Raw genomic sequence first — 26,266 nt, forward strand, 5'->3', positions numbered from 1 at the left:
GTCCTGGGGATAGTTCAAAAGTGGGTCTTCGTCAGGCACCCACACTCACTCACCTGGCGTAGCAGGGTAGAACCGCGACCACGCCTCACTGAGACCAACGCCGCCCATATGACCAGAAGCGCCAAATTGGCTCAGCCAGCCGCAGGCGACGCGCTTTTTGGTTACTTTTTGGCGCTCGGCCAAAAAGTGACCCGCCCAGGAGGGCGGAACCAGGCGGTTCAACGGCCGACAGCATGTCATCAACAGCGATAGCAGGCGCTAAAACGGCCGACAGCATGTCATCAACAGCGCCGCCCCCGCCTCTACCTTTACCCTTCTATCTCCACCCACCCCTGCATCGCCTGCCCACCAGCATCATCGCCCGTCCAAAGCACCAGCCGGCCAGCCTGCTCCGGATCGGCCGCGCCGCCAACGGTGATGGTGTCCTGATCAAACAGCGGCGCCAGCCCCCGGAACCCAAAACGCTTCACGCGCGCCTGCGGCTGCTCGCGTGCCACCAGGTCCAGCATCAGCATGGCCTGCATCGGCCCATGCACCACCAGGCCGGGATACCCTTCAACATCGCGGGTATAGCTGCGATCGTAGTGAATACGGTGGCCGTTGAAGGTCAGCGCCGAATAGCGGAACAGCATGACCGGGTCGGCCTGCAGCGTGCGCTGCCATTGCGCGGTGTGTTCCAGGCGCGGGCGCGGCGGCTGCGGTTTGGACGGGTCCGGCATGGCGCGGTAGACGATGTCGTGACGCTCGTTGATCGCAGTCTTGCCGTTGACGGTCAGTTCATGGTCGACCGCGACGAACCACAGTTCGCCGCTGCGGCCGGTCTTGTACTGCACGTCTGCGATGGTGGAGGTGCGCGTGACGGTATCGCCGATATGCAGCGGATGGCTGAAAGTCAGTTCGCTGCCGGCCCACATGCGGCGCGGCAGCGGCACCGGCGGCATGAAGCCGCCGAGGTGCGGGTGGCCGTCGCGGCCGATGTCGCGTTGCTGCGCGCGCGGCAGGAAATACAGCCAGTGCCACAGCGGCGGCAGCGGGCCGGCGGCGACGGCCTCGGGGTCGAGGTCGAAGGTCGCGGCCAGGCCGATCACCGGTTCGGGCGACAGCGTTTCGGTGCGCGATTCGCTGCGGCCGATCCAGCCGCGCAGGCGTTCGAGTTCGGAAGTGGCGTCAGTCATGGGCTTGCAGGTTCGGGTTGGACAGGAACGGCGGGGCGCTATTGCGCCAGCGCCAGCATGCGTTTCGCCTGCTCGATCACGGGCCGGTCGACCATCTTGCCGTCGACCTGCACGGCATGGCTGCCGCTGGCGGTGGCCTCGAGGACGCGGCGGGCCCAGTCGAGCTGTTCTGCGCTGGGCAGGAAGCCTGCGCGCACCGCGCCCAGCTGCGCCGGGTGGATGCACAGCTTGCCGGCAAAGCCGAGTTCGCGCGCGTAGGCGACGTCGCTGGCCAGCACGGCTTCATCCTTCAGCGCGGTGGTGACGCCGTCCACCGGCGGCGGCAGCCCGGCCACGCGCGAAGCCAGCACGATGCGGGCGCGCGCGAACGCCAGCGCGTCGCGGGTGTGGCTGCAGCCGAGGTCCACCGCATAGTCGAGCGAACCGAACGCCAGCCGTGCCACGCCGCTGGCCGTGGCCACCGTGTCGACCTGGTGCAGGCCGAGAGCGGTCTCGATGATGGCGACCAGCTCACCTTGCGGATTGATGGCGTGCAGCGCCTGCGCGATCTGTGCCAGCGCGGCGGCGTCTTCGGCCTTGGGCACCATCAGCCCGGCCAGCGCCGTGCCGGCCGGCAGCGAGCGCAGCCAGGCCAGGTCGGCGGGAAACGCGGGCGAGGCGCTGTCGTTGATGCGGACCATGGCGCGCGCGGCGGGCTTGCCCGCCAGCCACGCGCCGATCGCCTCGCGCGCGGCGGGCTTGGCGTCGGGGTGCACGGCGTCCTCGAGGTCGAGGATCATCACGTCGGGGCCCGCGGCGGCGGCCTTGTCAAAACGCTCCGGCCGGTCGCCGGGGACGAACAGGTAGGTGACGGCAGTAGTCATGCAGCGTTCCTCAGCGTGCGGCGGGCAGCCAGTCGTTGACGTTGGGCGCCTGCTCCAGTGCCCACACGCGCGCGATGATGGCGCGCATCTCGGCCTCGCTGGCACCGTTGCGGAACGCGCCCAGCTGCAGCGCCTTGGCTTCCAGCTCGGGGCGCGACAGGGTGTTGTCCGGGTCGCCCTTGGGCACGTCCACGCGTGCGGCCAGCGTGCGGCCGTCGGTGGTCTTCACCGTGACGCGGCCGATCCACTGGCGCGGGTAGGCGGCGTTGATCTCCGGGTCGAGTTCCATCGTGACCTTCTCCCGGAAGTCGACGACCTTGGCATCGCGCAGCGCGTGCTGCTCGAATTCCGCCAGGCCGGCGTGGCCGTGCACGGCGACCAGGCCCAGCACCGTGCCCATCGAGAACTTGGCCTGGTGGATGGTGACCGGGTTGACCACCGGGCCGAGCACGTCGATCGCGCCCTGGTGCACATGGGTGGTGACGCTGGCGACCTGGTCGGCGCTGAGGCCTTCGCGCTGCATCAGCACCTTGAGTGCATCGGCTGCCGGATGCGTGTGGCGGCACGAGGCAAAGAACTTGAACGAGGTCTCGGCGGTGGCCCAGCGCGTGCCCAGGCCGTCGGTCAGCGCGGCGGGATCGGCGTCGCTCGACATGCCGGCGGCCATGCCTTGCCTGCCTTCCAGGATCTGCTTCGCGCCGGTGAAGCCCGCGCGCGCCAGCCACGCCGATTGCAGGCCGTCGGCCGCGGCCTTGGCGGTGTGCAGCTGCTTGGAGTCGGCGGCGTCGCGCAGGAATTCCCACAGGCCTGCGGCCTGCGTACCGGCCGAGCCCAGCGCCTGGTTGATGCCTTCGGCATCCAGGTTGTAGAGCTTGGCCACGGCGGCAGCGGCGGCCAGCGTGCCGACGGTGCCGGTGGTGTGGAACACGGTGTAGTGCGAGCGGCCCATGAACTCGCCAATGCGGATGCCGGCCTCATAGCCGGCGATCGACGCCAGCAGCACTTCGGCCCCGGTCTTGCCTTCGGCCTGCGCCGCGGCCACCACGGCCGGGAACACCACCGCGGCCGGGTGCAGCACCGAGCCGTTGTGCACGTCGTCCTGCTCGACCACGTGCGACGAAGCGCCGTTGATCAGCGCGGCGAAGTAGGGCGAGGTGCGGCGGCGGTCGACCAGCACTTCGGCGTCGCCCTGGCCCGGACCCATGGCGGCCGCGAATTCCTGCAGGCGGCGCACGGCCGGTGCGTCCTTGCCGGCGATGGCCGAGGCGATCCAGTCAAGGAACAGGTCCTTGGTGCGCTCGATCACGGGCGCGGGCACGTCCGCCAGCTTGAAGTCGGCCAGGAACTGGCACAGCTGGCGGGTCGGGTAGTTGGTGTCTGCGGCTTGGCTCATGCAGGCTCCGATGCGGAATTGGATTTCGTGGAAATGGAAAAAGCCCGGGGCTCAGTTGCGAGATGGCCGGGCGTGGTGTGTTCGATTTCAGATGGTCTGCTTGTCGGCCAGCGCGGCGATGTCGCCATCGGCATAGCCGAGCTCGGCCAGGATCTGCCGGCTGTGCGCGCCCAGTGCCGGCACGTCGCCCATGACAGGTTCCACGCCCGACAGGTTGGCGGGCGGCAGCAGCGCGCCGATCGGACCGCCCGGGGTGGCCACTTCGCGCCAGCGCTGGCGTGCCTGCAACTGCGGATGGTTCCATACGCCCTCGATGTCGTTCATCGGGGCATTGGCGATCTGCGCCTCGTCCAGCAGTGCCTCGGCCTGCGCCACGGTCATCGACGCGAAGCGCGCTTCGATGATGGCGGTGAGCTCGGGGCGATTGCGCACGCGGGCCGTATTGCTGGAGAAGCGTTCGTCCTGCGCCAGTTCCCGGTTGCCGAGCACGATCTCGCAGAAGCTGGCGAACTCGCGTTCGTTCTGCACGCTGAAGATCACGCTGCCGTTGCCGGTGCGATGCACGCCATACGGGGCGATGGTCGGATGCGAAGCGCCGAAGCGCGCCGGCGGCTTGCCGCCGTAGTGGCCGAAGTAGAGGACCTGGTTCATCCACTCGGCCATCGCCTCGAGCATGGTCACCTGCACGCGCAGGCCCTTGCCGGTGCGGCCACGCTGCAGCAGCGCCGAAAGGATGCCGCTGTAGGCGTACATGCCGGCCGAGATGTCGGCGATCGAAACGCCGGCGCGCGACGGCTCGTTGGGGCCGCCGGTGAGGCCCACCAGGCCGGCGGCGGCCTGGATCAGCAGATCGTAGGCCTTCTTGTCGCGATAGGGGCCGGAGTCGCCATAGCCCGAGATGTCGCAGACGATGAGCTTGTCGTACTTGCCGTGCAGGCTGTCGAAGTCCAGGCCCATGCGCGCGGCCGCGCCGGGGGCCAGGTTCTGCACCAGTACATCGGCATCAGCCAGCAGCCGGTGCAGGATGGCCTGCGCCTCCTGATCCTTCAGGTCCAGGGTCAGGCTTTCCTTGCCCCGGTTGAGCCACACAAAGTACGAGGCCTGGCCGTGCACGGACTGGTCATAGCCGCGCGCAAAGTCGCCCACGCCGGGACGCTCGATCTTGATGACGCGGGCACCAAGGTCGGCAAGCTGGCGCGTGGCGAAGGGGGCCGCAACCGCGTGCTCCAGCGAAACCACGCGGATGCCGTCGAGCGGGCGGATGCCCTTGGAGTTATTGGGGGACATGCGAAAAAAACCTCAGAACGAACGCGGCAGTTCGAGCACGTGCTCGGCCACGTAGGACAGGATCAGGTTGGTGGAGATCGGCGCGACCTGGTACAGGCGCGTTTCGCGGAACTTGCGCTCGATGTCGTATTCGGCGGCAAAGCCGAAGCCGCCGTGCGTCTGCAGGCAGGCGTTGGCCGCTTCCCACGAGGCATCGGCGGCCAGCAGCTTGGCGATATTGGCTTCCTTGCCGCACGCCTTGCCGGCATCGAATAGCCGCGCCGCCTTGTAGCGCATCAGGCTGGCGGCCTCGACATTGACGTACGAGCGCGCGATCGGGAACTGCACGGCCTGGTTCTGGCCGATCGGGCGGTCGAACACGATGCGGTCGCGCGCATAGTTGCTGGCGCGCCCGACGAACCAGTAGCCGTCGCCGATGCACTCGGCGGCGATCAGGATGCGCTCGGCGTTGAGGCCGTCGAGGATGTATTTCAGGCCCTTGCCTTCCTCGCCGATCAGGTTCGCGGCCGGCACTTCGAGGTTATCGAAGAACAGCTCGTTGGTCTCGTGGTTGACCATATTGCGGATCGGCTTGACCGTCAGGCCCTTGCCGATGGCGTCGCGCAGGTCGACCACGAACACCGACAGCCCGTCGGACTTGCGCTTGACCTGGTCCAGCGGCGTGGTGCGCGCCAGCAGCAGCATCAGGTCGGAGTGCTGCACGCGCGAAATCCATACCTTCTGGCCATTGACGATGTACTTGTCGCCCTGGCGCACCGCGGTGGTCTTGAGTTTGGTGGTGTCGGTGCCGGTGGTGGGCTCGGTCACGGCCATCGACTGCATGCGCAGTTCGCCCGAGGCGATGCCGGGCAGCCAGCGGCGCTTCTGTCCCTCGGAGCCGTGGCGCAGCAGGCAGCCCATCACGTACATCTGGCCATGGCAGGCGCCGGAATTGCCGCCGCTGCGGTTGATTTCTTCCATGATGACCGAGGCCGCGGTCAGCGACAGGCCCGAGCCGCCGTAGGCCTCGGGAATCAGGGCCGACAGCCAGCCGGCCTGGGTCAGCGCCTGCACGAACCGCTCGGGAAAGGCTTCCTGCTCTTCCACGCGCTGCCAGTATGCCGAATCGAAGCCGGCGCAAAGGTCGCGCACGGCCTCGCGGATTTCGGGATACAGCAGTTCCGGATCCTGTTCTGCAAGCATGGGAGGCCCCGTCTATTTCGAATGGGGCCATTATTCCCGACCCCCCTGCCCGCCGAAATTCGGATTTGCGAAAGAGCGGCTTAGGGCCGCCGGAAGCGCTTGCGGCGCGCTGTGCACCTGGTTGCATAGCGCAAGACGCCCGGCTGTGCCGGGCGTCCGGGGGCGCTTCAGGGGCGCTTCAAAGGCAGACGCGCGGGCCTGCGGGTGGGTATCAGTGTACGAACAGCCAGATCAGGATCAGGACAAAGGCCGGGACACCAAGTAGCCAGGCAAGGATGTAGGGCATGGTGTAGCTCCTGTTTTGCACTAGTCGTGGTGATTCCAATATAGGGTCGGGCCCGTGGCGGCACTGTCGGGGAGGTTCCGCTTGCCGTGTAGGACGCCGCCGCACGGCCAGGTAAGGCGTAGCCGCATTCGGCTGCGGCCAGCGCCGGAGGCCAGCGGTGCGTGCTAGGCTCAGGTCTGTACCAAAGCACCTTGGGGGCGAGCGATGGACGGGGTCTGGTCGGAAATCTACGGCGCCCTTCGCGCCGAATTCAGCGATTTGCCCGACGCCGGCGAAGCCACCCGCCTGCTGGTGCGGCTGACCATGGCGGTGGTGCTGGGCGGGCTGATCGGCTATGAGCGGGAGGCCTCGGGCAAGGCCGCGGGGCTGCGCACCCATATGCTGGTGGCGCTGGGCTCGGCGCTGTTCGTGCTGGTGCCGCTGCAGGCGGGCGTGCCGCTGGCGGACATCAGCCGTGTGCTGCAGGGGCTGACCGCCGGGATCGGCTTCCTGGGCGCGGGTGCGATTCTGAAACACGGCAGCGAATCCGATATCAAGGGCCTGACCACGGCAGCCAGCATCTGGATGGTGGCGGCAATCGGCGTGGCGGCCGGCCTCGGGCGCGAAACCACGGCAGTCATCGCCACGGTTTTCACGCTGGTCATCCTGCAGCTCCTGCTGCGCTTGAAATAGCGCTTCGGGACACTACAGGCCGGTTCTCCCACCAGACTCCGCCAATCTCCTTTCAATGCGCGCCAGCGCACGCTGCGCCGGCGCGTACCGGCCTATGCTGTGCAAACGCTGTTCCGCGATGACGGGGCAGGCAGCAGGCAGGGGAGGGGGCATGAAATCATCGATCCGTGACGATGCGGCGCTGGCCGCTTTCGTGGGCCCGCGCTACGCGTATTACAGCGGCCGCTGGGCCCTGGCCGAGGCGCGCGGCGGCATGTCGTGGAACTGGGCGGCGTGCCTGTTCGGCCCGTTCTGGATGGCCTACCGGCGCATGTACTGGCAAGTCGGCGTCTATGCGCTGATCGTCTGCATGGAGCCGGTGCTGCACGCGCTATTCCGCGTCGACATGCCGCTGGCGCTGTCCCGGCCGCTGCTCTATGCGCTGGCGCTGCTGCTGGGCATGTATGGCAACCAGCTATACCGCTGGCACGCCGAAGCCACCATCCGGCGCCTGCGCGAGTACCACTGGTCGCCGGAACTGGTCCACGATTCGCTGGCGCGCTGCGGCCGCACGAGCTGGCCGGGAGTCTTCGCCATGGGGCTGCTGCTGGCGGTAATGGTGGTCTCGCTGCGCCCGCTGGCCGGGCTGGTGGCGCACTCCACCGGGCTGGTGGCCGGCTAGGACGCCGCGCTGATGCGGCCTCTGACACCCGCGCTTAGACCGGCTCGCGCGACGCGTCGACCAGGTACTGGATCAGGGTCTCGGCGAACTGGGGCAGCTCGCGTCCGGGGCGCCGGACCAGGCGCAGCTCGCGCTTGGCCCATTCGTCTTCCAGCTGGATAAAGCGCAGCACCTTGCGGCTGGCGTAGCGCCGCGCGCAGCTGTTGGGCACGATGGCAATGCCGGCGCCGGCCTCGACCATGCGGCACACCGCGTCGAAGCTGCCGACCTGGATGCGCAGGCTGATGCGCTTGCCCATGCCGCTGGCGATGCGGTCCAGGAACGACTGGATCGCGCTGAACTGGTTCAGCCCGACAAAGCGGCAGGTATCGAGCAGGTCGGCGAAATGCAGCCGCTTGAACGCCGGCAGCGGGTGGTTCACCGGTGCGATCACGATCAGCTCGTCGCTGCACAGGTGCATCACGTCCAGGTCCTGGGTCGCGACTTCACCCGCCACGATGCCGAGGTCGGCTGCGCCCGCGCTGATGGCCGACACGATTTCCTGCGACAGGTGCTCTTCCAGTTCGATATCGATGTCGGGATTCTCGGTCAGGAAACGCGACACGCCTGCGGCGAGGAAGGAATTGGTGGCGGTGGTATTGGCCAGCAGCCGCACGCGCCCCTTGATGCCCTTGGCGTAGGGCCGCAGGTCGGCGTGCAGGCATTCCAGCTCGCGGAAGACCTCGCGCGCATGGCGCAGCAGCGCATCGCCCGCGGGGGTAAGGCGCACGCCCTTGACCTGGCGGATCAGCAATTGTGTCTGGAACGCCTCTTCCAGCTGCTTGATCCGGGTGCTGGCCGCCGGCAGCGACAGGAAGCTGCGCTCGGCGGCGCGGGTCAGGTTTTCCGTCTCGCCGACGTTCAGGAAAAGGCGCAGATCGGTCAGGTCGTAATGCATGGGCTTCCGTCAGGCCAAAGGCCACTTTTGTGATTCGTGAATTCCAAAGACGCGGGTGCCAATTTATCGTATCCCACGTGGCATTGACATCCGGAATGACAGCACTCGGGCGTCGCCGGTCGCGCCGTGCCGATAATCGCACCGGAATTTGGACCGGACCGGCATGTGAACGGCGAATCCGGACGATCATCGCGCCGTACGCACGGTGATCACCCCGCCCACGGCGGCAGTGACCGGACGACAGGATTTCAGAAGATTTCAGAGGAGCAAGGCAATGAGCGGTTTGATGGCAGGCAAGGTCGCGCTGGTGACGGGCGCGGGTGGCGGGATCGGGCGCGGCATCGCGCTGGCAATGGCCGCCGCCGGGGCCAAGGTGGTGGTCAATGACCTGGGCGTGTCGATGACCGGCGAGGGCGGCGACACCGGCCCCGCGCAGCGCGTGGTGGAAGAAATCCGCGCCGCCGGCGGCGAGGCCGTGGCCAACACCGACAGCGTCTCGACCTGGAACGGCGCCAACGCCATCGTGCAGTGCGCGCTGGACAATTTCGGCCGCATCGACGCGGTGGTCAACAACGCGGGCAACCTGCGCGACCGCATGTTCTTCAAGATGAATGAAGAAGAGTGGCGCTCGGTGATCGACGTGCACCTGCATGGCACCTTCTTCGTCAGCCGCGCCGCTGCCAGCTACTTCAAGGACCAGGAGAGCGGTGCCTACGTGCACATGACCTCGACCTCGGGCCTGATCGGCAACCTGGGCCAGGCCAACTACTCGGCGGCCAAGCTGGGCATCGCCGCGCTGTCGAAGTCGATCGCGCTGGACATGCAGCGTTTCAACGTGCGCTCGAACTGCATCGCGCCGTTCGCGTGGAGCCGCATGACCAGCTCGATCCCCGCTGAAACGCCGGAAGAGAAGGCCCGTGTCGCCAAGCTGCAGAAGATGGAAGCCGGCAAGATCGCCCCGGTGGCGGTGTACCTGGCCAGCGACGCCGCGTCCGAAGTCAACGCCCAGATCTTCGCGGTGCGCGCCAACGAGATCATGCTGATGAGCCAGCCGCGCCCGGTGCGCTCGGTGCACATGAGCGAAGGCTGGACCCCGGAGAGCGTGGCCGAGATCGCCATGCCGGCGATGCGCAACAGCTTCTTCAAGCTGGAGCGCTCGCCCGACGTGATCGGCTGGGACCCGATCTGAGATGGCGGGGGCGCAATCCCTGCCCGGCACCGCCCGCGGCGCCCTCCAGGGCGTGCGGGTGCTTGACCTGTCGCGCATCCTGGCCGGACCGTGGTGCGCGCAGAACCTGGCCGACCTGGGGGCCGAGGTCATCAAGGTGGAGCGCCCCGGCGCCGGCGACGACACCCGTTCGTGGGGGCCGCCCTGGCTGCCCGATGCGAACGGCCAGCCGTCGCGCGACGCCACCTACTTTGCCGGCGCCAACCGCGGCAAGCAGTCGGTGACGCTGGATATCGCCAGCCCGCAAGGGCAGGCGATCGTGCGCGAACTGGCGGCGAAGTCGCAGATCGTGCTGGAGAACTACAAGGTCGGCGACCTGAAGCGCTACGGGCTGGACTATGACAGCCTGAAGGCGGTCAACCCGGCGATTGTCTATTGCTCGATCACGGGCTACGGCCAGACCGGGCCGAGCGCGCACAAGCCCGGCTACGACTTCATCTTCCAGGGCCTCGGCGGCCTGATGAGCGTCACCGGCGAGCGCGACGACTTGCCCGGCGGCGGGCCGCAGAAGGTCGGCGTCGCGGTGGTCGACATGCTGACCGGCATGTATGCCACGGTGGCGGTGCTGGCCGCGCTGCGCCATGCCGAACGTACCGGCGAGGGCCAGCATATCGACATGGCGCTGCTCGACGCGGTGGTGGCGGTCGGTGCCACGCCGATCATCGCCTGGCGCGTGACCGGCAAGGCCATGCCGCGCTTTGGCAACGCGCACGCCAACATGGTGCCCTACCATGTGTTCGCCACCGCCGACGGCTACATGATCGTGGCGGCGGGCAACGACGGGCAGTGGCAGGCCTACTGCCGCGGCATCGAACGCCCTGACCTGGCGGCCGACGAGCGCTTTGCCACCGGCCCCGGCCGCATCGTCCACCGCGAGACGCTGGTGCCGATGCTGGAGGCGCACATGCGCACGCGCGAGACCGCCCACTGGGTCCAGGCGCTGGAGGCGCAGGGCATCCCGTGCGGGCCGATCAACGACTACGGCCAGGTGCTGGAAGACCCGCAGGTGCGGCACCGCGAGCTGCAGGTCGACCTGGTGCGCGACGACGGCAGCCTGTGCCCGACGGTCAAGAGCCCGTTGCGGCTGTCGGCAACGCCGGTGCAGTACGATGCGCCGCCGCCGCGGCTGGGACAGCATACCGGGCGCGTGCTGGAAGACGTGCTGGGTTTGTCCGCCGCACGCATTGCCGCGCTGCGGGAGCAGGGCGTCATTTGAAGCACAGGTCCCCGGGGGCGCCTGCACAAGGCCCCCGCATCGCCTAGGCTGTTTCCAGGGCGCACCGAGCGCCTAACTCCCGGAGACAGCACATGGATGAGGAAACCTTCAACCTCAGCATCCGCAAGTTCCTCAAGGTCGTCGGCGTCAGTTCCCAGCGCGAGATCGAGCAGGCGATCGCCCAGGCCATTGCCGATGGCACCATCTCCGCCACCGGACGCTTTCCGGTGACGATGACGCTGGAACTGCCGGCGGCAAAGCTCAAGGCGAAATTCGACGGCGAGATCCAGCTTGAATAGCGCGGCTCAGGCGGGCTCCAGCTCGCCGCGCATCCCCCGCAACCGGTACTCGCCTGGCGCCACCCCGGTCCACTTCTTGAACGCGCGATGGAAGGTGCTCGGCTCCGAGAAGCCGAGCCGCAGCGCCACTTCCTGCAGCGTCATGCCGGGGTGTTCCAGCATACCGATGGCGACATCGCGGCGCAGGCTGTCCTTGATGCTCTGGTAGCCGCGGCCCTCGTCGCGCAGCCGGCGGCGCAGCGTCTGCGGCGTCAGCCGCAGCATCTGCGCCATCTGCTCGAGCGATGGCAGTTCGTCGCTCAGATGCGAGCGCAGGTGCTGGCGGATGCGTTCGGCCAGGCAGCAGCTGTCGCGGTAGCGGATCAGCAGGTTGCGCGGCGCTTCCTGCAGGAAGGCGCGCAGGCTGTCGCCGTCCTGCATCACCGGCAGGCGCAGGCAGGCGGCATCGAAATGCAGCGCCGTGAACGGCTGGCCGTAGTGCACGGCGGTCTTGAACACGCGTTCGGTGTCGCTGCCGCCCTGCGGGCGTTCGTTGGCCAGGTCGACGCGCAGCAGCGGGATATGCTGCGCCACCAGCCAGCTCACCAGCGCATAGCCCTGGAACACGAAGGTCGATTCCGCGAAGCTGCGGCAGGCGGAGGTCTGTGCGCGCCGCTGCAGCCGGATGGAGGCAACCCTGCCGTCGGCGCTGACATGCAGGCGCGGTGTAAAGGCATCGAGATGCAGCCGGTACAGGCGCATGGCGGCGTGGATTGCGTCTTCCAGCGTGGCGCAATGGATCATGGCCCGCGCCGCCTGGGCAAACGTGCCGGGCGGGACCGGCCGCTCCAGCAGCCCCCACAGCTCGTCGCGCATGACGCGGCGCAGCGTGCGGATCAGCGCCGCGTACTGCCCCTGTGTCACGCGCGCGCTGGGCGAGGCCAGCAGCGCCGGCGAAACGCCGGCGCGGCGCAGCAATGCGTCGACGTCGTGACCGAGGCGGCGCGCACCCTGCAGGATGCGGTGCACGTGCTGGATCGCGACAGTGTGGCGTGCCGGGGCCTGGGCAGTCGTGGCTGCCACGGCTCCCTTGGCGCCCTGGGCTTGTGCCGCGCCGGTCAGGCGCGCGGCGCTGCCGGGCAGCGGACCCTGCGTCAGGGCGCCGGCGAAGTGCAGCTTGCCCGGTACTGGCGGGCGCAGCGATGGCAGGACAGCGGTGTGCATGGGTCTCCTCGTCACGTGACGCGCCGGCGCGGACATTTCCGGTCTTTGCGCCACCTTATCAAGCGCCTGCAGCACCGCACAATCGGGATTTGCCAAAGCCTGCCTTTTGCCTGAACGATTCGGCCAATCATTTTGGCCCGTCTGGTCATTGTCCACGCACCGCAGCATCGCGCACTCTCCGGCTAATACAAAAGAACCGGCCCGCCAGCGCGGCCAGTACCGGGTGAACCGGGGCCAGGCGCCCCAACCGCCCCGGAAAAAACCAAAGGAGACAACACATGCAGGCAAATCGTCGTGGTGCGGATCTTCGTCATGCATCGAGGCGCTTCGGTGCAGGGCTGCTGGCGGCGGTGGGCGTGGGCCTGCTGACTTCGGGCACCGCCTGGGCCGAGGCAGCCTTCCCGAGCAAGGCCGTGCGCCTGGTGGTGCCATATCCGGCCGGCGGCGCCACCGACGTGCTGGGGCGCGCGGTGGCGGATGGCCTGGGCAAGGCCTGGAAGCGCCCGGTGGTGGTGGAGAACCGCCCCGGTGCCAGCAGCATGATCGGCTCCGAAGCGGTGGCCCGTGCCGAGGCCGACGGCCATACCGCGCTGCTGACGATTACCACGCTGGTGCAGGCGCCCAGCCTCTACGCCAAGCCGCCGTTCGACCCGGTCAAGGACTTCGTGCCGGTGTCGGAGCTTGCCACCACCAACCTCGTCTTTGCCGTGCACAGCTCGGTGCCGGCCAACAACCTGAAGGAATTCATCGAACTGGTCCGCGCCAAGCCGAAGCAGTTCTCCTACGGCTCGTACGGCACCGGCTCGAGCGGCCACCTGTACGGCGAGATCTTCAAGGAGTCGGCCAGGCTCGACATGGTGCACGTCTCGTACAAGGGCGAGGCGCCGGAGCTGAACGACCTGCTTGGCGGCCAGGTGCCGGCCGCCGTCATTTCCGTGATGGGCGCCAAGCCGCACAACGCCTCGGGCCGCTTGCGCGCGCTCGCCGTGACCGGCGCGGCGCGCTCGCCGCAACTCCCGGATGTGCCGACCTTCCGCGAAGCCGGCGTGGCCGGCATGGATGGCCAGGGCTGGTTCGGCCTGTTCCTGCCGGCGGCGACGCCGCGCGCGGTGGTCGACAAGTACGCCGCCGAGGTCAACCGCATCCTGGCCCAGCCCGAGCTGCGCAAGCGCATGGGCGAAATGGGGATCGTGCTGACCGGCAGCACGCCAGACGCCTTCGCGCAGACCGTGCAGGCCGACTACGCCCGCTGGGGCAAGGTGATCCGTATCAACAACATCCGGCTGGACTGATTTTCCATTGTTTGAATTGAACCGCTTGAACCGCTCACCCCTGCTGCAAATGAAGCCTGCTACAAGTACCAACCTGCCGTTCCGCTCTCCGGCCTGGCCGCCGGGCCTGCCCGCCATGCTGCACACGCCGCGCACCAGCCTGTACTACAACGTCGAGGCCGCCGCGCGCCGCTATCCGGACAAGGCCGCGATCCGGTACTTCGGCACCGCGATCTCGTACGCGCAGCTGCAGGACGAGATCGAGCGCATGGCCGGCTACCTGCAGCAGGCCTGCGGCATCCAGCCCGGCGACCGCGTGCTGCTGTTCAGCCAGAACTGCCCGCAGTTCATCATTGCCTACTACGCGATCCTGCGCGCCGAAGGCGTGGTGGTGCCCGCCAACCCGATGTGGCTGGAGGCCGAGCTGGCGCACGTGGTCTCCGACAGCGGCGCGGTTGCCGCCTTTGCCGGCAGCGAGCTGTACCAGTGCCTGTCGCCGCTGCATGGCCAGGCTTTGCGCCACGTGATCGTGCACGACTACGCCGGCATGCTGCGCGACGACGGCGGCCTGCCGGTGCCGGCATGGCTGCGCGAGCCCGCGCCGGCGCTGCGGGCGGCGCCGTCCGGCGCGATGCCGGTGGCATGGGAGACCGCCAGCGCGGCCGGGCATCGCCCGCTGCCGCACCAGGCCGGCTTCGACACGCTGTGCATGCTGGCCTACACCTCGGGCACCACCGGCAATCCCAAGGGCTGCATGCATACGCACGGCACCATGATGACCGCCGCGGTCGGCTCGCAGATCTGGCGCAGCAGCACGCCCGAATCGGTGGTGCTGGCGGTGGCGCCGATGTTCCACCTGCTGGGCATGCAGAACTGCATGAATTCGCCGATCTACCTCGGCGCCACCGTGGTGCTGATGCCGCGCTGGGACCGTGCGCTCGCCGCCGACCTGATCGAGCGCTACCGCGTCTCGGTGTGGGGCGCGCCGCCGGCGATGATGGTGGACTTCTTCTCGCAGCCCGGCATCGCGCAGCGCGACCTGTCGAGCCTGGCCTTCCTCGGCGGCGGCGGTGCGGCCATGCCCGACGCGGTCGCGAACATGCTGCAGGAACGCTTCGGCCTGCCTTACGTGGAAGCCTACGGCATGACCGAGACCGCCTCGTTCCTCTTGTCCAACCCGCGCAACAAGCCCAAGCGCGAATGCCTGGGCATCGCCACCTTCGGGGTCGACGCGCGCGTGATCGACCCGCAGACGCTGCAGGAACTGCCGCAAGGCCAGACCGGCGAGATCGTCGCCCACGGCGGCCAGGTGATGCAGGGCTACTGGCGCAACCCCGAAGCCAACGAGGCCTCGTTCGTCGAGCTCGACGGCAAGCGTTTCCTGCGCACCGGCGACCTGGGCTTCATGGACGAAGAGGGCTACTTCTTCATGCGCGACCGCCTCAAGCGCATGATCAACGCCTCGGGCTTCAAGGTCTGGCCGGCGGAGGTGGAAAACCTGCTGTATGGCCACCCGGCCATCCACGAGGCCTGCGTGATCGCCGCGCGCGACAAGCGCCGCGGCGAGACCGTCAAGGCGGTGATCGCGCTGCGCCCCGAGGCGCGCGGCACCGCCGAGGCCGATCCCGAACGCATCATGGCCTGGTGCCGTGAGCGGCTGGCTGCCTACAAGGTGCCGCGCATCGTCGAGTTCGTCGAGGCGCTGCCCAAGTCGGGCACCGGCAAGATCCAGTGGCGCGCCCTGCAGGAACGCGAGATGCAGGCCGAAGCCCCGCGCGCCTGAGGGCGGCGAAACCCGGAACAAAGAGAGACACAGCATGCAGCAAAGCAGACGCAACTGGCTGGCGCAGGCCGGCACCCTGGCCGGCGCGGCCATCCTCGGCAGCACCGGCCAGGCCTTCGCCCAGCAACCGTATCCGAGCAAGCCGATCCGCCTGATCGTGCCGTATCCCGCCGGTGGCGGCACCGATACCGTCGGCCGCCTGGTCGGCCAGCGCCTGGCCGAGATCCTGGGCCAGCCGGTGGTGGTGGAGAACAAGCCCGGTGCCAGCGGCATGCTCGGCAACGACACCGTCGCCAAGGCGCCGGCCGACGGCTACACGCTGCTGCTGGCCATCACCGCGATGATCCAGTCGCCCAGCCTATACAAGCGCATGCCGTACGACGTGGCCAGGGACTTCACGCCGGTGTCGCTGATCGCCAAGTCCTCGGACCTGTTCGTCGTGCCCAACCGCGTGCCGGCCAGCAACATGCGCGAGTTCCTGGCGCTGGCCAAGGCAGGCAAGCTCAGCTACGGCTCCTACGGCAACGGCACCTCGTCGCACCTGCATGGCGAGCTGCTGCGCCAGCAGGCCGGCATCGACATGGCCCATATCCCGTACAAGGGCGCCGCGCCGCTGATGAGCGACGTGCTTGGCGGGCAGGTGGATTCGGCCTTTGTCGACGTGACGTCGGCCAATCCCTACCTGGGCAGCAACAAGTTCAGGATCCTCGGCATCACCGGCAGCCAGCGCTACAAGGCGCTGCCCAATGTGCCGACCTTTGCCGAGCTGGGTTTGAAGGGCTTCGAGCCGAACGGCTGGTTCGCGCTGTTCCTGCCGTCCGGCGCGCCCAAGGACGTGACCGCCAGGCTGGCGGCCGAGACCGCGCGCATCGTGAAGCTGCCCGAGGTCTCGCAGAAGCTGGCCGGCATGGGCCTGCAGCCGGTCGGCTCGACCCCGCACGAGCTGGCCGAGGTGGTCAGCGGCGACATGCCCAAGTGGGCCAAGATCGTGCGCGACGCCAACATCCAGCTGGACTGAGCGCCCACGGCACCGCATACCGGAGTCTATCCATGGAAACCATCCGCTTTGCCATCGAAGACGGCATCGCCACCCTGACCCTGAACTACCCCGAGCGCAAGAACGCGCTGTCGATCCCGATGCGCGGCGAAATCGGCGAAGCCATCCGCCAGGTGCGTGCCGACGAGAGCGTGCGCGCGCTGATCCTGACCGGCGCCGGCACCGACTTCTGCTCGGGCGGCGACATCAGCTCGATGCAGGTCGAGATCGACGCGCCGCGGGGCCGCCGCCGGCTGCAGCAGGCGCACGGCTGGCTGGAAGACCTGATCCAGCTGGACGTGCCGGTCATTGCCGCCGTCAACGGCGCGGCCTACGGTGCCGGCTTCAGCCTGGCGCTGACCGCCGACATCATCCTGGCCACGCCGCGGGCGCGCTTCGGGCTGCCGTTCCTGCGCATGGGCCTGATTCCCGACTGTGGCGTCTTCTACACCTTGCCGCGGATGATCGGGCTGCAGCGCGCCAAGGCGCTGATGTTCTCGATGCGCGAGCTCAATGCCGAGGCCGCGCAAGACCTTGGCATCGTCATGGAAATCGTGCCGGAAGAAAGCCTGGCCGGGCGCGCGCAAGCGCTGGCTCGCGCCTTCACCGAGGCCTCGCCGGTCGCGGTGGGCCTGACCAAGCAGGCGCTGAACGCGTCGCTCAACCAGGACCTGCACACCATGCTGGCGATGGAAGCGGACGGACAGGGCATCGCCTTTTCCACCGGCTATCGCCGCGAGGCCGCAGACCGCTTCATGGCCAGGCAGCCGCTGCGCTACCGCTGGCCCGACTGAGCGCCGCTGCCATGTTGCTCCGCAGCATGGCGACTCACAGTTGTTTACGTATACAGGCAGGCCGCGCGAGACGCCGCTTGCCCCTGTCGATCATCCGTCTATCCCCGTATCCGAATACTTATGGCAACCCAACACCACCATGCGGCGCCCGCCGCACGCCAGACTCCCTGGATGACCGAAGACCTGGAAATGTTCCAGGACACCGTACGCCGCTTTATCGAGCGCGAACTGGCACCGAATGAAGCGCGCTGGGCCGAGCAGGGCTATATCGACCGCGACGTGTGGCGCCGCGCCGGCCAGGCCGGCCTGCTGTGCGCCAGCATCCCCGAAGAGTACGGCGGCGGCGGCGGCAACTTCGCGCATGAAGCCGTGATCACGCGCGAGATGGCGCGCGCCATCTTCACCAGCCTGGGCAACAACGTGCACAGCGGCATCGTGGCACATTACCTGCTCAACTACGGCACCGAAGCGCAGAAGAAGAAGTGGCTGCCGCAGATGGCCAGCGGCGAGATGGTCGCGGCCATCGCCATGTCGGAACCTGGCGCCGGCTCGGACCTCAAATCGGTACGCACCCGCGCGGTGCGCGAACAGACCGCAAACGGAGACTGCTATCGCATAAACGGTGCAAAGACGTTTATTACGAACGGTTACCACGCCGACCTCGTGTGCCTGGTCGCCAAGACCGATCCGGAAGCCGGCTCGCGTGGCGTCTCGCTGATCATGATCGAGACGCGCGACCTCGAAGGCTTCCGCCGCGGCCGCATCCTCGAGAAGATCGGACAGAAGGGCCAGGACACCGCCGAGCTGTTCTTCGACGACGTGCTGGTGCCGTGCGAGAACCTGCTCGGCGAGCAGGAAGGGCAGGGTTTTTACCAACTGATGCAGCAGCTGCCGCAGGAGCGGATGATCATCGCGCTGGGCGCGACCGCTTCGATGCATCGCGCGATCGAGCTCACCACCGAATACGTGCGCGAGCGCAAGGTCTTCGGGCAGGCGCTGGCCGACCTGCAGAACACCCGCTTCCGCCTGGCCGAGTGCAAGACCGAGGCCACCATCGCCTCCACCTTCGTCGACGACTGCATGATGCGCCTGATGGCGGGTACGCTGGATGCCGCGACCGCCGCGATGGCCAAGTGGTGGTGCACGCAAAAGAATTGCGAGATCATCGACGAGTGCCTGCAGTTCCACGGCGGCTACGGCTACATGCTGGAATATCCGATCGCGCGCATGTACGCCAACGCACGCGTCGGCAAGATCTACGGCGGCTCCAATGAAATCATGAAGGAGCTGGTGGCACGCACGCTCTGATGGCCGCGTGCAGTGCCATTGCTATCAGCACTCGTCGTATGCTGATGCGCGTCTGAGCTAATTCAGAAACCAACATAAACGCCGGCACCTTGTGCCGGCTTTTGTGTTTCCGGTTACAAAAGCGGCTGTGCACGGATCTGCGGAAAGGTGTAAGGTGTGTCACAAGCATGGTCAATGGCCCGTCGCGCGCGGGGTGCGGCACCGAGATGAAATATCAGCCAAAAGCTGACAGCGTCATCAGCCGAATCAGGCGATAACGCAGCGTGGAACCAAGCGTTGCGTCGATGCAAGATTCGTCAACTCGGACTCCACCATCGCCGTTATTTGACTATGATGAAGTAAAGTCTTCGCAACATTCACCGGTCGTCAAGCCGGGGTGGCGAACCACGGAACTTGCGAAGTCTTGAAGGGTAGAACTACCTTCGCCTCGGATGTGAACTCTGACGGGAGTGAGGTATGGACATTTTCGGCCATTACGCTACGCGCTTCGAAGCCCGCAAGGAAGAGGAATACAGCATCCAGGAGTACCTGGAGATCTGCAAGAAGGATCCGACTGCCTACGCGACCGCCGCAGAACGCATGCTCGCCGCGATCGGCCAGCCTGAACTGGTGGACACCCACCACGATCCGAGGCTGTCCCGGCTCTTCTTCAACAAGGTCATCCGCATCTATCCGGCCTTCCGCGACTTCTATGGCATGGAGGACACGATCGAGCAGATCGTCTCGTTCTTCAAGCACGCCGCGCAGGGCCTGGAAGAGCGCAAGCAGATCCTGTATCTGCTCGGGCCTCCCGGCGGCGGCAAGTCCTCGCTCGCGGAGAAGCTCAAGGCGTTGATGGAACAGATCCCCATCTACGCGCTGAAGGGTTCGCCGATCCACGAGTCGCCACTGGGCCTGTTCTCGCCGGAAGAAGACGGCAAGATCCTGGAAGAGGACTACGGCATCCCGATCCGCTACCTGAACACGATTGCCTCGCCATGGGCAGTCAAGCGCCTGCACGAGTTCAACGGCGACATCACCAAGTTCAAGGTGGTGAAGCTGCGCCCGTCGGTGCTGTCGCAGATCGCGATCTCGAAGACCGAGCCGGGCGACGAGAACAACCAGGACATCTCGTCGCTGGTGGGCAAGGTGGACATCCGCAAGCTCGAGGACTTCCCGCAGGACGATCCGGATGCGTACTCGTATTCCGGCGGCCTGTGCCTGGCCAACCGCGGCCTGCTCGAGTTCGTCGAAATGTTCAAGGCGCCGATCAAGGTGCTGCACCCGCTGCTGACCGCGACCCAGGAAGGCAACTACAAGGGCACGGAAGGCTTCGGCGCGATTCCGTTCGACGGCATCATCCTGGCGCACTCGAACGAGGCGGAGTGGACCACCTTCAAGTCGGACAAGAACAACGAGGCATTCCTGGACCGTATCTATATCGTCAAGGTGCCGTACGTGCTGCGCGTGTCCGACGAGGTGAAGATCTACGACAAGCTGCTGCGCTGCAGTTCGCTGTCGGCCGCGCCGTGCGCGCCGAACACGCTGAAGATGATGGCGCAGTTCGCGGTGCTGACCCGGATCAAGGAGCCCGAGAACTCCAACGTCTTCTCGAAGATGCGCGTCTATGACGGCGAAAGCCTGAAGGACGTGGACCCGAAGGCGAAGTCGTACCAGGAGTACCGCGACTACGCCGGCATCGACGAGGGCATGAACGGGCTGTCGACGCGCTTTGCGTTCAAGGTCCTGTCCAAGGTCTTCAACTTCGACAATACCGAAGTTGCGGCCAACCCGGTGCACCTGCTGTATGTGCTCGAGCAGCAGATCGAGCGCGAGCAGTTCCCGCCGGAGCAGGAAGCCAAGCTGCTGTCGTACATCAAGGAGTACCTGACCACGCCGTTCGTGGAGTTCATCGGCAAGGAGATCCAGACCGCTTACCTGGAGTCGTACTCCGAATATGGCCAGAACATCTTCGACCGCTATGTGGTGTTCGCCGACCTGTGGATCCAGGACCAGGAGTACCGTGATCCCAACACCGGCGAAATCCTCGACCGCAACGCGCTGAACGACGAGCTGGAGAAAGTGGAAAAACCAGCGGGTATCTCGAACCCGAAGGACTTCCGCAACGAGATCGTCAACTTCGTGCTGCGGGCGCGGGCCAACAACAGTGGCAAGAACCCGGTCTGGACCAGCTATGAAAAGCTGCGGATGGTGATCGAGAAGCGCATGTTCTCCACCACGGAGGACCTGCTGCCGGTGATCTCGTTCAACGCCAAGTCTTCTCGCGAAGACCAGGACAAGCACGAGAACTTCGTCAACCGCATGGTCGAGAAGGGGTACACGCCCAAGCAAGTGAGACTTCTGGTGGAGTGGTATCTGCGCGTAAGAAAATCATCGTAACGGCGCCGCGGAAGCAGTCTCTCAACGAGGGCAACATATGGCTACGGTCATCGATCGGCGCGAGAACGGCGGCAACAAGAGTGCCGTCAACCAGCAACGCTTCATCAAGCGCTACCGCGAACAGATTCGGCAGGCGGTGGCAAAGGCGGTGTCCGGCCGGAAGATCATGGACATCGAGCAGAGCGGCCAGGTGTCCATTCCGGTCAAGGACATCACCGAACCGATCTTCCACCACGGCCCGGGCGGCCGGCGCGAGTGGATCCACCCTGGCAACAAGAAGTTCGTCAAGGGCGATTCCTTCGACCGGCAGCAGCAGGGCGGTGGCGGGAGCGGTTCGCGGGCCAGCGACAGCGGCGAAGGCGAGGACGATTTCGTCTTCACGCTGTCGCGCGAGGATTTCCTCAATTTCTTCTTCGAGGACATGGCGCTGCCGGACCTGGCCAAGCGCCACCTTGCCAAGATCGCCGAAGTGCGCAAGGTGCGCGCCGGCTATTCCATCGACGGCACCCCGTCCAACCTGTCGATCCTGCGCACCATGCGCAGCTCGATCGGGCGGCGCATCGCCTTGTCCAGCCCTTACCAGAAGCGCCTGCGCGACCTGGAGCTGGAGTACGCCGAGGCGCTGGACAAGGACGGCCCCTACGCCGAAGGCACGCTCGAACTGATGGAGAAGATGCGGCACCTGCGCGCCTGCATCGATCGCGTGCCCTTTATCGAGAAGCTCGACCTGCGCTACAACAACCGCGTGCTCAAGAAGCGCCCGCAGGCCCAGGCGGTGATGTTCTGCCTGATGGACGTGTCCGGCTCCATGGACGAGAGCCGCAAGGACCTGGCCAAGCGCTTCTTCATGCTGCTGTACCTGTTCCTGAAGCGCAACTACGAGCGTATCGACGTGGTGTTCATCCGGCATCACACGGTGGCCAAGGAAGTCGAAGAGGAAGACTTCTTCCACTCGCGCGAGTCCGGTGGTACCGTGGTGTCCAGTGCGCTGAAGCTGATGGTGGAGGTGGTCCATGACCGTTATCCGCCAAGCCAGTGGAACATTTACTGCGCGCAGGCCTCCGACGGCGACAACTGGGCTGGCGATTCCGAACTGTGCGGACGCCTGCTGCGCGAGTCGATCCTGCCGCTGGTGCAGTACTACGCATACGTGGAAGTGGCGTCCGAGGAACCACAGAACCTCTGGGAAGAGTATCTGACGGTCAAGGGCCAGTTCGAGCACTTTGCGATGCAGCGCATCATCGGCGCGGACGAAATCTACCCGGTGCTGCACGACCTGTTCCAGAAGCGGGCGGCTTAGTTGGGGCCTGCTGCCGGGGCAACCGGCAGCGAAGGCCGCAGTGAAGTCTGGTGGCAAGGCAACGCGGACCACGCGGCGCGCCAGCGCGCGCGCCTGCGCGGTTGGCGCCTTGCCCGCAACAAGGGGCGAAGATGGCTTATCTGTCCACGGGTTCGGAATGGACCTTCGAGCTGGTCAACCGGTATGACCGCGAGATCGCCCGCATCGCCGGCGAGTTCGGGCTGGATACCTATCCCAACCAGATCGAGATCATCACGGCCGAGCAGATGCTGGACGCCTACGCGTCGGCGGGGCTGCCGGTGGGCTACAACCACTGGTCCTATGGCAAGCACTTCCTGGCGTCGGAGCGCAGCTACCAGCGCGGCCACATGGGCCTGGCTTACGAGATCGTCATCAACTCCAACCCCTGCATCGCCTACCTGATGGAGGAGAACACCATGCCGATGCAGGCGCTGACGATCGCGCATGCCTGCTACGGCCACAACTCCTTCTTCAAGGGCAACTACCTGTTCCGCACCTGGACCAACGCGGACGCCATCGTCGATTACCTGCTGTTCGCCAAGAACTACGTGGCCGAGTGCGAACAGCGCTACGGCGAACAGGAAGTGGAACTGCTGCTCGACTCCTGCCATGCCTTGCAGAACTACGGCGTGGACCGCTACAAGCGGCCCAAGAAGCTCTCCATCACCGAAGAGAAGGCGCGCCAGGCCGATCGCGAGAACTACTTGCAGATGCAGGTCAACGATCTGTGGCGCACGCTGCCCAAGCACCGCCCGCACGCGCTGACGGCCGACGAAGAGACGCCGGAAATGACGTTCCCGCCCGAGCCGCAGGAGAACCTGCTGTACTTCATCGAGAAGAACGCGCCCAAGCTGGCGCCGTGGCAGCGCGAGATCGTGCGCATCGTGCGCAAGATCGCGCAGTACTTCTACCCGCAGCGCCAGACCAAGGTGATGAACGAAGGGTGGGCAACGTTCTGGCACTACACCATCATCCACCAGCTCTACGAAGAAAAGCTGGTCAACGATGCCTTCATGATGGAGCTGCTGCAGGCGCACACCAACGTGATTTACCAGCCGCCGTACCACAGCCCGTATTACAGCGGGTTGAACCCGTACACGGTGGGCTTCCTGATCTTCCAGGACCTGCGCCGCATGTGCGAGAACCCGACCGACGAGGACTACCGCTGGGCGCCGGAGATCGCCGGCAGCGACTGGCGCACGACGCTGGACTTTGCGATGCGCAATTTCAAGGATGAGAGCTTCCTGCTGCAGTTCCTGTCGCCGCGCGTGATCCGCGAACTGAAGCTGTTCTCGGTGCTGGACGACGACCGCGAGGGCAAGCTGCGCGTCACCGCCATCCACGACGACGAGGGCTATCGCGCGATCCGCCAGCTGATGGCGGCGCAGTATGACCTGTCGACCATGGAGCCCAATATCCAGGTCACCAATGTCGATATCGGCGGCGACCGTTCGCTGACGCTGCGCCACCTGCAGAATGACCGCCGGCCGCTGGCGCACAATTTCGACGAAGTGGTGCGGCACGTGACGCGGCTGTGGGGCTTTACCGTGCGCCTGGAAGTGGCCTATGAAGACGGGCGCACCGAACTCAAGTACGAATGCAAGCCGGAGCGCCGGCACCGCAAGCCGCACGGCGGGCTGAGCCTGGCCGCGTGATCGCCTGATCTTTCGCAGTGCTTGCCACGCGCGTTGCCTGAAACCTCAGGCAATGCGCGTTTTCATTTTCACTCGCACCATCCACGCACCAGTTCGACCGCCCGGCTGTCCGTGCCGTCGAGCACAGCCTCGCCCAGCACGCGGCTCCACCAGCGCTCCGACCCGTCCGCCACGCGCCACGCATGCAGCCGGCGCGTGCAGAGCTGCAGGTCGTATTCCTCTGTGATCCCGATCGCGCCGTGCACCGCATGGGCGATGGCCGCCACTGGCGTGACGGCATCGCTGGCGCGCAGCTTGCCGAGCGCGGCGCGCAGGCGCTCGGGCTGGCCGGTGGTGCTGGCGCAGGCCAGCTGCGCCGCCACGCGCGCTGCCGCCACATGCTCGGCCATCTCGCTGACCTGATGCTGGATCGCCTGGAACTTGCCGATGGCGCGGCCGAACTGCTGGCGGTCGTTGGCGTACTGCAGCGTCAGGTCGAGCACCCGCGACAGCGCCCCGGCCAGCTGGACCGCGTGCAGGCAGGCGCCGAGTGTGCGCAGCGTGCCGGGCGCCAGCCGGAACGCAGCGGGCATGGCCGCCTCCGGGCGCGGCAGCCGCAGGGTCAGGTCGGCGTGCGCGCCGGTGGGCTCGGCGCGCGCGTCGGCCGCCGGCAGCAAGAGGCAACGCTCGCCGTCCTGCACCAGGAACCACCGGGCATGGCGCGCATCGGCGACGAGCGCAGCGGGCGCGCCGTCGTCGAAGCCCGCCAGGGCGATGGGTCCGTCGGGCAGGGCGATGCCCTGCGCGTGCAGCAGGGCGCGGGCGAAGATGGTTTGCGCCAGCGGCAGCGGCAGGACATGGCGGCCGGTGACGAACAGCACGGGGGCCAGTTCAGGCAGCGGCAGCGCGGCGCCGCCGGCGGCCTCGGGCAGCAGGCAGTCGGCAAAGCCGCTGTCGTGCAGGGTTTGCCACAAGGGAGAGGGATCGGCCTGCCGTTCCAGCGCGCGGACCGTGGCGGGCGTGCAGCAATCGCGCAGCAGCGCGTCGAGGGCGTCGGAGTAAGCGTTATGCATGATGGGTCTCGTCGGGGGGGCGGGACGTCGGGACGGTGCGGCGGGTCTTCAGCGCAGGCCGAGGCCGCGCGCGATCATGCCGCGCAGGATCTCGCGCGTGCCGCCGCGCAGCGAATACGACGGGGCGATCTGCGTGACGTAGGCCAGCGTGCGATAGAGCGCGCCGTCGGCGGCCAGTGCCGCTTCGTCGCCGAGCGCCGCTTCCACCAGCGCGGGGACCGATTGCTCGAAGGTCGTGCCCAGGTCCTTGACCAGTGCGGCCTCGACCACGGGGCTTTCACCGGCCGCCAGGCGCGCGGTCACCGCCAGCGACATCGCGCGCAGCACCGCCAGGTGCCCGGCAAGGCGGCCCGCGGTCACGGTGTCGCGCCGTGCCGGCGGCAGGCGGCGCATGGCGTCGAGCCAGGTGTCGAGCAGCACCACGCTGGAGTACAGCCGCTCGGGGCCGCTGCGCTCGAACGCGAGTTCGGCGTTGACCTGCTCCCAGCCGCTGCCTTCCTGGCCGACCAGCGCATCCGGGGCCAGCGCGACGTCGTCGAAGGTGACCTCGGAGAAGTGCGCATCGCCGGCCAGGTCGTGGATCGGCCGTACCGAGACGCCGGGCGCGTGCAGGTCGACGATGAACTGCGACAGGCCCGCCTGCCGGTCCTGCGGCGTGCCCGAGGTGCGCACCAGCGCGATCATGAAGTGGCAGCGGTCGGCGTTGGTCGTCCAGATCTTGCGGCCGGTCAGGCGCCACGAGCCATCGGGCTGGCGCACGGCGCGGGTCGTCACGCTGGCGAGGTCGGAGCCGGAGTTCGGCTCGCTCATGCCGATGCAGAAGAACGCCTCGCCGCGGCAGATCGCGGGCAGGTAGCGCGCCTTCTGCGCGTCGCTGCCGTAGCGCAGGATCAGCGGGCCGCTCTGGCGGTCGGCGATCCAGTGCGCCGACACCGGCGCGCCGCAGGCCAGCAACTCCTCCACCAGCACGAAGCGCGAGTAAGGATCGAGGCCGGCGCCGCCGTATTGCGCCGGCAGCGTAATGCCGACCCAGCCGCGCGCCGCCAGCGCGCGGCTGAACGCCGCATCGAACCCCATCCACGAGCGCGCGCGGGTTTCCGGCGGCAGGGCGGGCAGGTGCTCGTCAAGAAAGGCGCGGACCTCGGCGCGGAACGCGAGCGCGTGCGGCGGCAGGGGCGTCAGGTCGAAGGTGGAAAGCAAGGCGGTCACGGTGAAGTCCGGTAGCTGTGGCACGCGAGCCCTGCGGAACGCGGCGGCGGCTGCCT

General features: G+C 67.1%; 22 protein-coding genes. 13 read left to right on the top strand and 9 right to left on the bottom strand.

The window, feature by feature from the left end; all coding sequences use genetic code 11:
* Positions 1 to 308: 308 nt before the first annotated feature.
* The 5 genes from E1J61_RS15115 to E1J61_RS15135 form a co-directional block, all read right to left on the bottom strand.
* Positions 309 to 1,175: a MaoC family dehydratase N-terminal domain-containing protein gene (locus tag E1J61_RS15115; RefSeq protein WP_133094872.1), complete on the bottom strand. Its 867-nt coding sequence runs from the start codon at positions 1,173 to 1,175 to the stop codon at positions 309 to 311.
* A gap of 38 nt (positions 1,176 to 1,213) precedes the next feature.
* Positions 1,214 to 2,038, bottom strand: a complete 825-nt coding sequence (locus tag E1J61_RS15120) for a CoA ester lyase (protein WP_133094873.1) — start codon at positions 2,036 to 2,038, stop codon at positions 1,214 to 1,216.
* Positions 2,039 to 2,048: 10 nt separating this feature from the next.
* Positions 2,049 to 3,431 (bottom strand): MmgE/PrpD family protein, encoded by a 1,383-nt coding sequence (locus tag E1J61_RS15125; RefSeq protein WP_133094874.1) that lies wholly within the window; start codon positions 3,429 to 3,431, stop codon positions 2,049 to 2,051.
* Between the two features lie 87 nt (positions 3,432 to 3,518).
* Positions 3,519 to 4,718: a CaiB/BaiF CoA-transferase family protein gene (locus E1J61_RS15130; protein WP_133094875.1), complete on the bottom strand. Its 1,200-nt coding sequence runs from the start codon at positions 4,716 to 4,718 to the stop codon at positions 3,519 to 3,521.
* Between the two features lie 12 nt (positions 4,719 to 4,730).
* The gene (locus E1J61_RS15135) at positions 4,731 to 5,900 is read right to left on the bottom strand and encodes an acyl-CoA dehydrogenase family protein (protein WP_133094876.1); all 1,170 of its coding nucleotides are present in this window, start codon (positions 5,898 to 5,900) and stop codon (positions 4,731 to 4,733) included.
* A gap of 490 nt (positions 5,901 to 6,390) precedes the next feature.
* Here E1J61_RS15135 and E1J61_RS15140 point away from each other — a divergent pair, with 490 nt between their 5' ends.
* Complete coding sequence (locus E1J61_RS15140) at positions 6,391 to 6,858, top strand: MgtC/SapB family protein (protein WP_133094877.1); 468 nt, start codon at positions 6,391 to 6,393, stop codon at positions 6,856 to 6,858.
* Positions 6,859 to 7,009: 151 nt separating this feature from the next.
* Positions 7,010 to 7,519, top strand: a complete 510-nt coding sequence (locus tag E1J61_RS15145; RefSeq protein ID WP_133094878.1) for a DUF2628 domain-containing protein — start codon at positions 7,010 to 7,012, stop codon at positions 7,517 to 7,519.
* Between the two features lie 34 nt (positions 7,520 to 7,553).
* On the opposite strand, the gene E1J61_RS15150 is transcribed toward E1J61_RS15145, so the two are convergent.
* Complete coding sequence (locus E1J61_RS15150; RefSeq protein WP_133094879.1) at positions 7,554 to 8,456, bottom strand: LysR family transcriptional regulator; 903 nt, start codon at positions 8,454 to 8,456, stop codon at positions 7,554 to 7,556.
* Between the two features lie 274 nt (positions 8,457 to 8,730).
* Between E1J61_RS15150 and E1J61_RS15155 the strand changes: the two genes are divergently transcribed.
* The 3 genes from E1J61_RS15155 to E1J61_RS15165 all read left to right on the top strand — a co-directional run bounded on the left by E1J61_RS15155 (position 8,731) and on the right by E1J61_RS15165 (position 11,199).
* Entirely contained in the window at positions 8,731 to 9,645 is a 915-nt protein-coding gene (locus E1J61_RS15155; protein WP_133094880.1) for an SDR family NAD(P)-dependent oxidoreductase, read from the top strand.
* Between the two features lies 1 nt (position 9,646).
* Positions 9,647 to 10,900 (top strand): CaiB/BaiF CoA-transferase family protein, encoded by a 1,254-nt coding sequence (locus E1J61_RS15160; RefSeq protein ID WP_133094881.1) that lies wholly within the window; start codon positions 9,647 to 9,649, stop codon positions 10,898 to 10,900.
* Between the two features lie 92 nt (positions 10,901 to 10,992).
* Positions 10,993 to 11,199 carry a DUF6494 family protein gene (locus E1J61_RS15165; protein WP_133094882.1) on the top strand — a complete coding sequence of 69 codons (207 nt, stop codon included), beginning with the start codon at positions 10,993 to 10,995 and terminating at the stop codon, positions 11,197 to 11,199.
* 6 nt (positions 11,200 to 11,205) lie between these two features.
* On the opposite strand, the gene E1J61_RS15170 is transcribed toward E1J61_RS15165, so the two are convergent.
* The gene (locus tag E1J61_RS15170; protein WP_133094883.1) at positions 11,206 to 12,402 is read right to left on the bottom strand and encodes an AraC family transcriptional regulator; all 1,197 of its coding nucleotides are present in this window, start codon (positions 12,400 to 12,402) and stop codon (positions 11,206 to 11,208) included.
* A 278-nt stretch (positions 12,403 to 12,680) separates the two neighbouring features.
* On the opposite strand from E1J61_RS15170, the gene E1J61_RS15175 reads away from it, so the two are divergent.
* The 8 genes from E1J61_RS15175 to E1J61_RS15210 all read left to right on the top strand — a co-directional run bounded on the left by E1J61_RS15175 (position 12,681) and on the right by E1J61_RS15210 (position 23,949).
* Complete coding sequence (locus tag E1J61_RS15175) at positions 12,681 to 13,694, top strand: tripartite tricarboxylate transporter substrate binding protein (RefSeq protein WP_133094884.1); 1,014 nt, start codon at positions 12,681 to 12,683, stop codon at positions 13,692 to 13,694.
* Between the two features lie 49 nt (positions 13,695 to 13,743).
* A complete protein-coding gene (locus tag E1J61_RS15180) occupies positions 13,744 to 15,456 on the top strand; it encodes a long-chain fatty acid--CoA ligase (protein WP_133094885.1) in 1,713 nt (570 codons plus the stop codon).
* A gap of 34 nt (positions 15,457 to 15,490) precedes the next feature.
* A complete protein-coding gene (locus E1J61_RS15185; RefSeq protein ID WP_133094886.1) occupies positions 15,491 to 16,474 on the top strand; it encodes a tripartite tricarboxylate transporter substrate binding protein in 984 nt (327 codons plus the stop codon).
* Between the two features lie 32 nt (positions 16,475 to 16,506).
* Complete coding sequence (locus E1J61_RS15190; RefSeq protein ID WP_133094887.1) at positions 16,507 to 17,286, top strand: enoyl-CoA hydratase/isomerase family protein; 780 nt, start codon at positions 16,507 to 16,509, stop codon at positions 17,284 to 17,286.
* A gap of 120 nt (positions 17,287 to 17,406) precedes the next feature.
* Entirely contained in the window at positions 17,407 to 18,594 is a 1,188-nt protein-coding gene (locus E1J61_RS15195; RefSeq protein WP_133094888.1) for an acyl-CoA dehydrogenase family protein, read from the top strand.
* Positions 18,595 to 19,050: 456 nt separating this feature from the next.
* On the top strand, positions 19,051 to 20,973 hold the full coding sequence (locus E1J61_RS15200) for a PrkA family serine protein kinase (RefSeq protein ID WP_133094889.1): 1,923 nt from the start codon (positions 19,051 to 19,053) through the stop codon (positions 20,971 to 20,973).
* Positions 20,974 to 21,010: 37 nt separating this feature from the next.
* Positions 21,011 to 22,273, top strand: a complete 1,263-nt coding sequence (locus tag E1J61_RS15205) for a YeaH/YhbH family protein (protein WP_133094890.1) — start codon at positions 21,011 to 21,013, stop codon at positions 22,271 to 22,273.
* A 131-nt stretch (positions 22,274 to 22,404) separates the two neighbouring features.
* Entirely contained in the window at positions 22,405 to 23,949 is a 1,545-nt protein-coding gene (locus E1J61_RS15210; RefSeq protein ID WP_133094891.1) for a SpoVR family protein, read from the top strand.
* Between the two features lie 68 nt (positions 23,950 to 24,017).
* On the opposite strand, the gene E1J61_RS15215 is transcribed toward E1J61_RS15210, so the two are convergent.
* Positions 24,018 to 25,001: an acyl-CoA dehydrogenase family protein gene (locus E1J61_RS15215; RefSeq protein ID WP_133094892.1), complete on the bottom strand. Its 984-nt coding sequence runs from the start codon at positions 24,999 to 25,001 to the stop codon at positions 24,018 to 24,020.
* A 48-nt stretch (positions 25,002 to 25,049) separates the two neighbouring features.
* Complete coding sequence (locus tag E1J61_RS15220; protein WP_133094932.1) at positions 25,050 to 26,210, bottom strand: acyl-CoA dehydrogenase family protein; 1,161 nt, start codon at positions 26,208 to 26,210, stop codon at positions 25,050 to 25,052.
* Positions 26,211 to 26,266 lie beyond the last annotated feature (56 nt).

This window comes from Cupriavidus sp. L7L (assembly GCF_004353535.1).
In the GTDB taxonomy this organism is placed as follows: domain Bacteria; phylum Pseudomonadota; class Gammaproteobacteria; order Burkholderiales; family Burkholderiaceae; genus Cupriavidus; species Cupriavidus oxalaticus_A.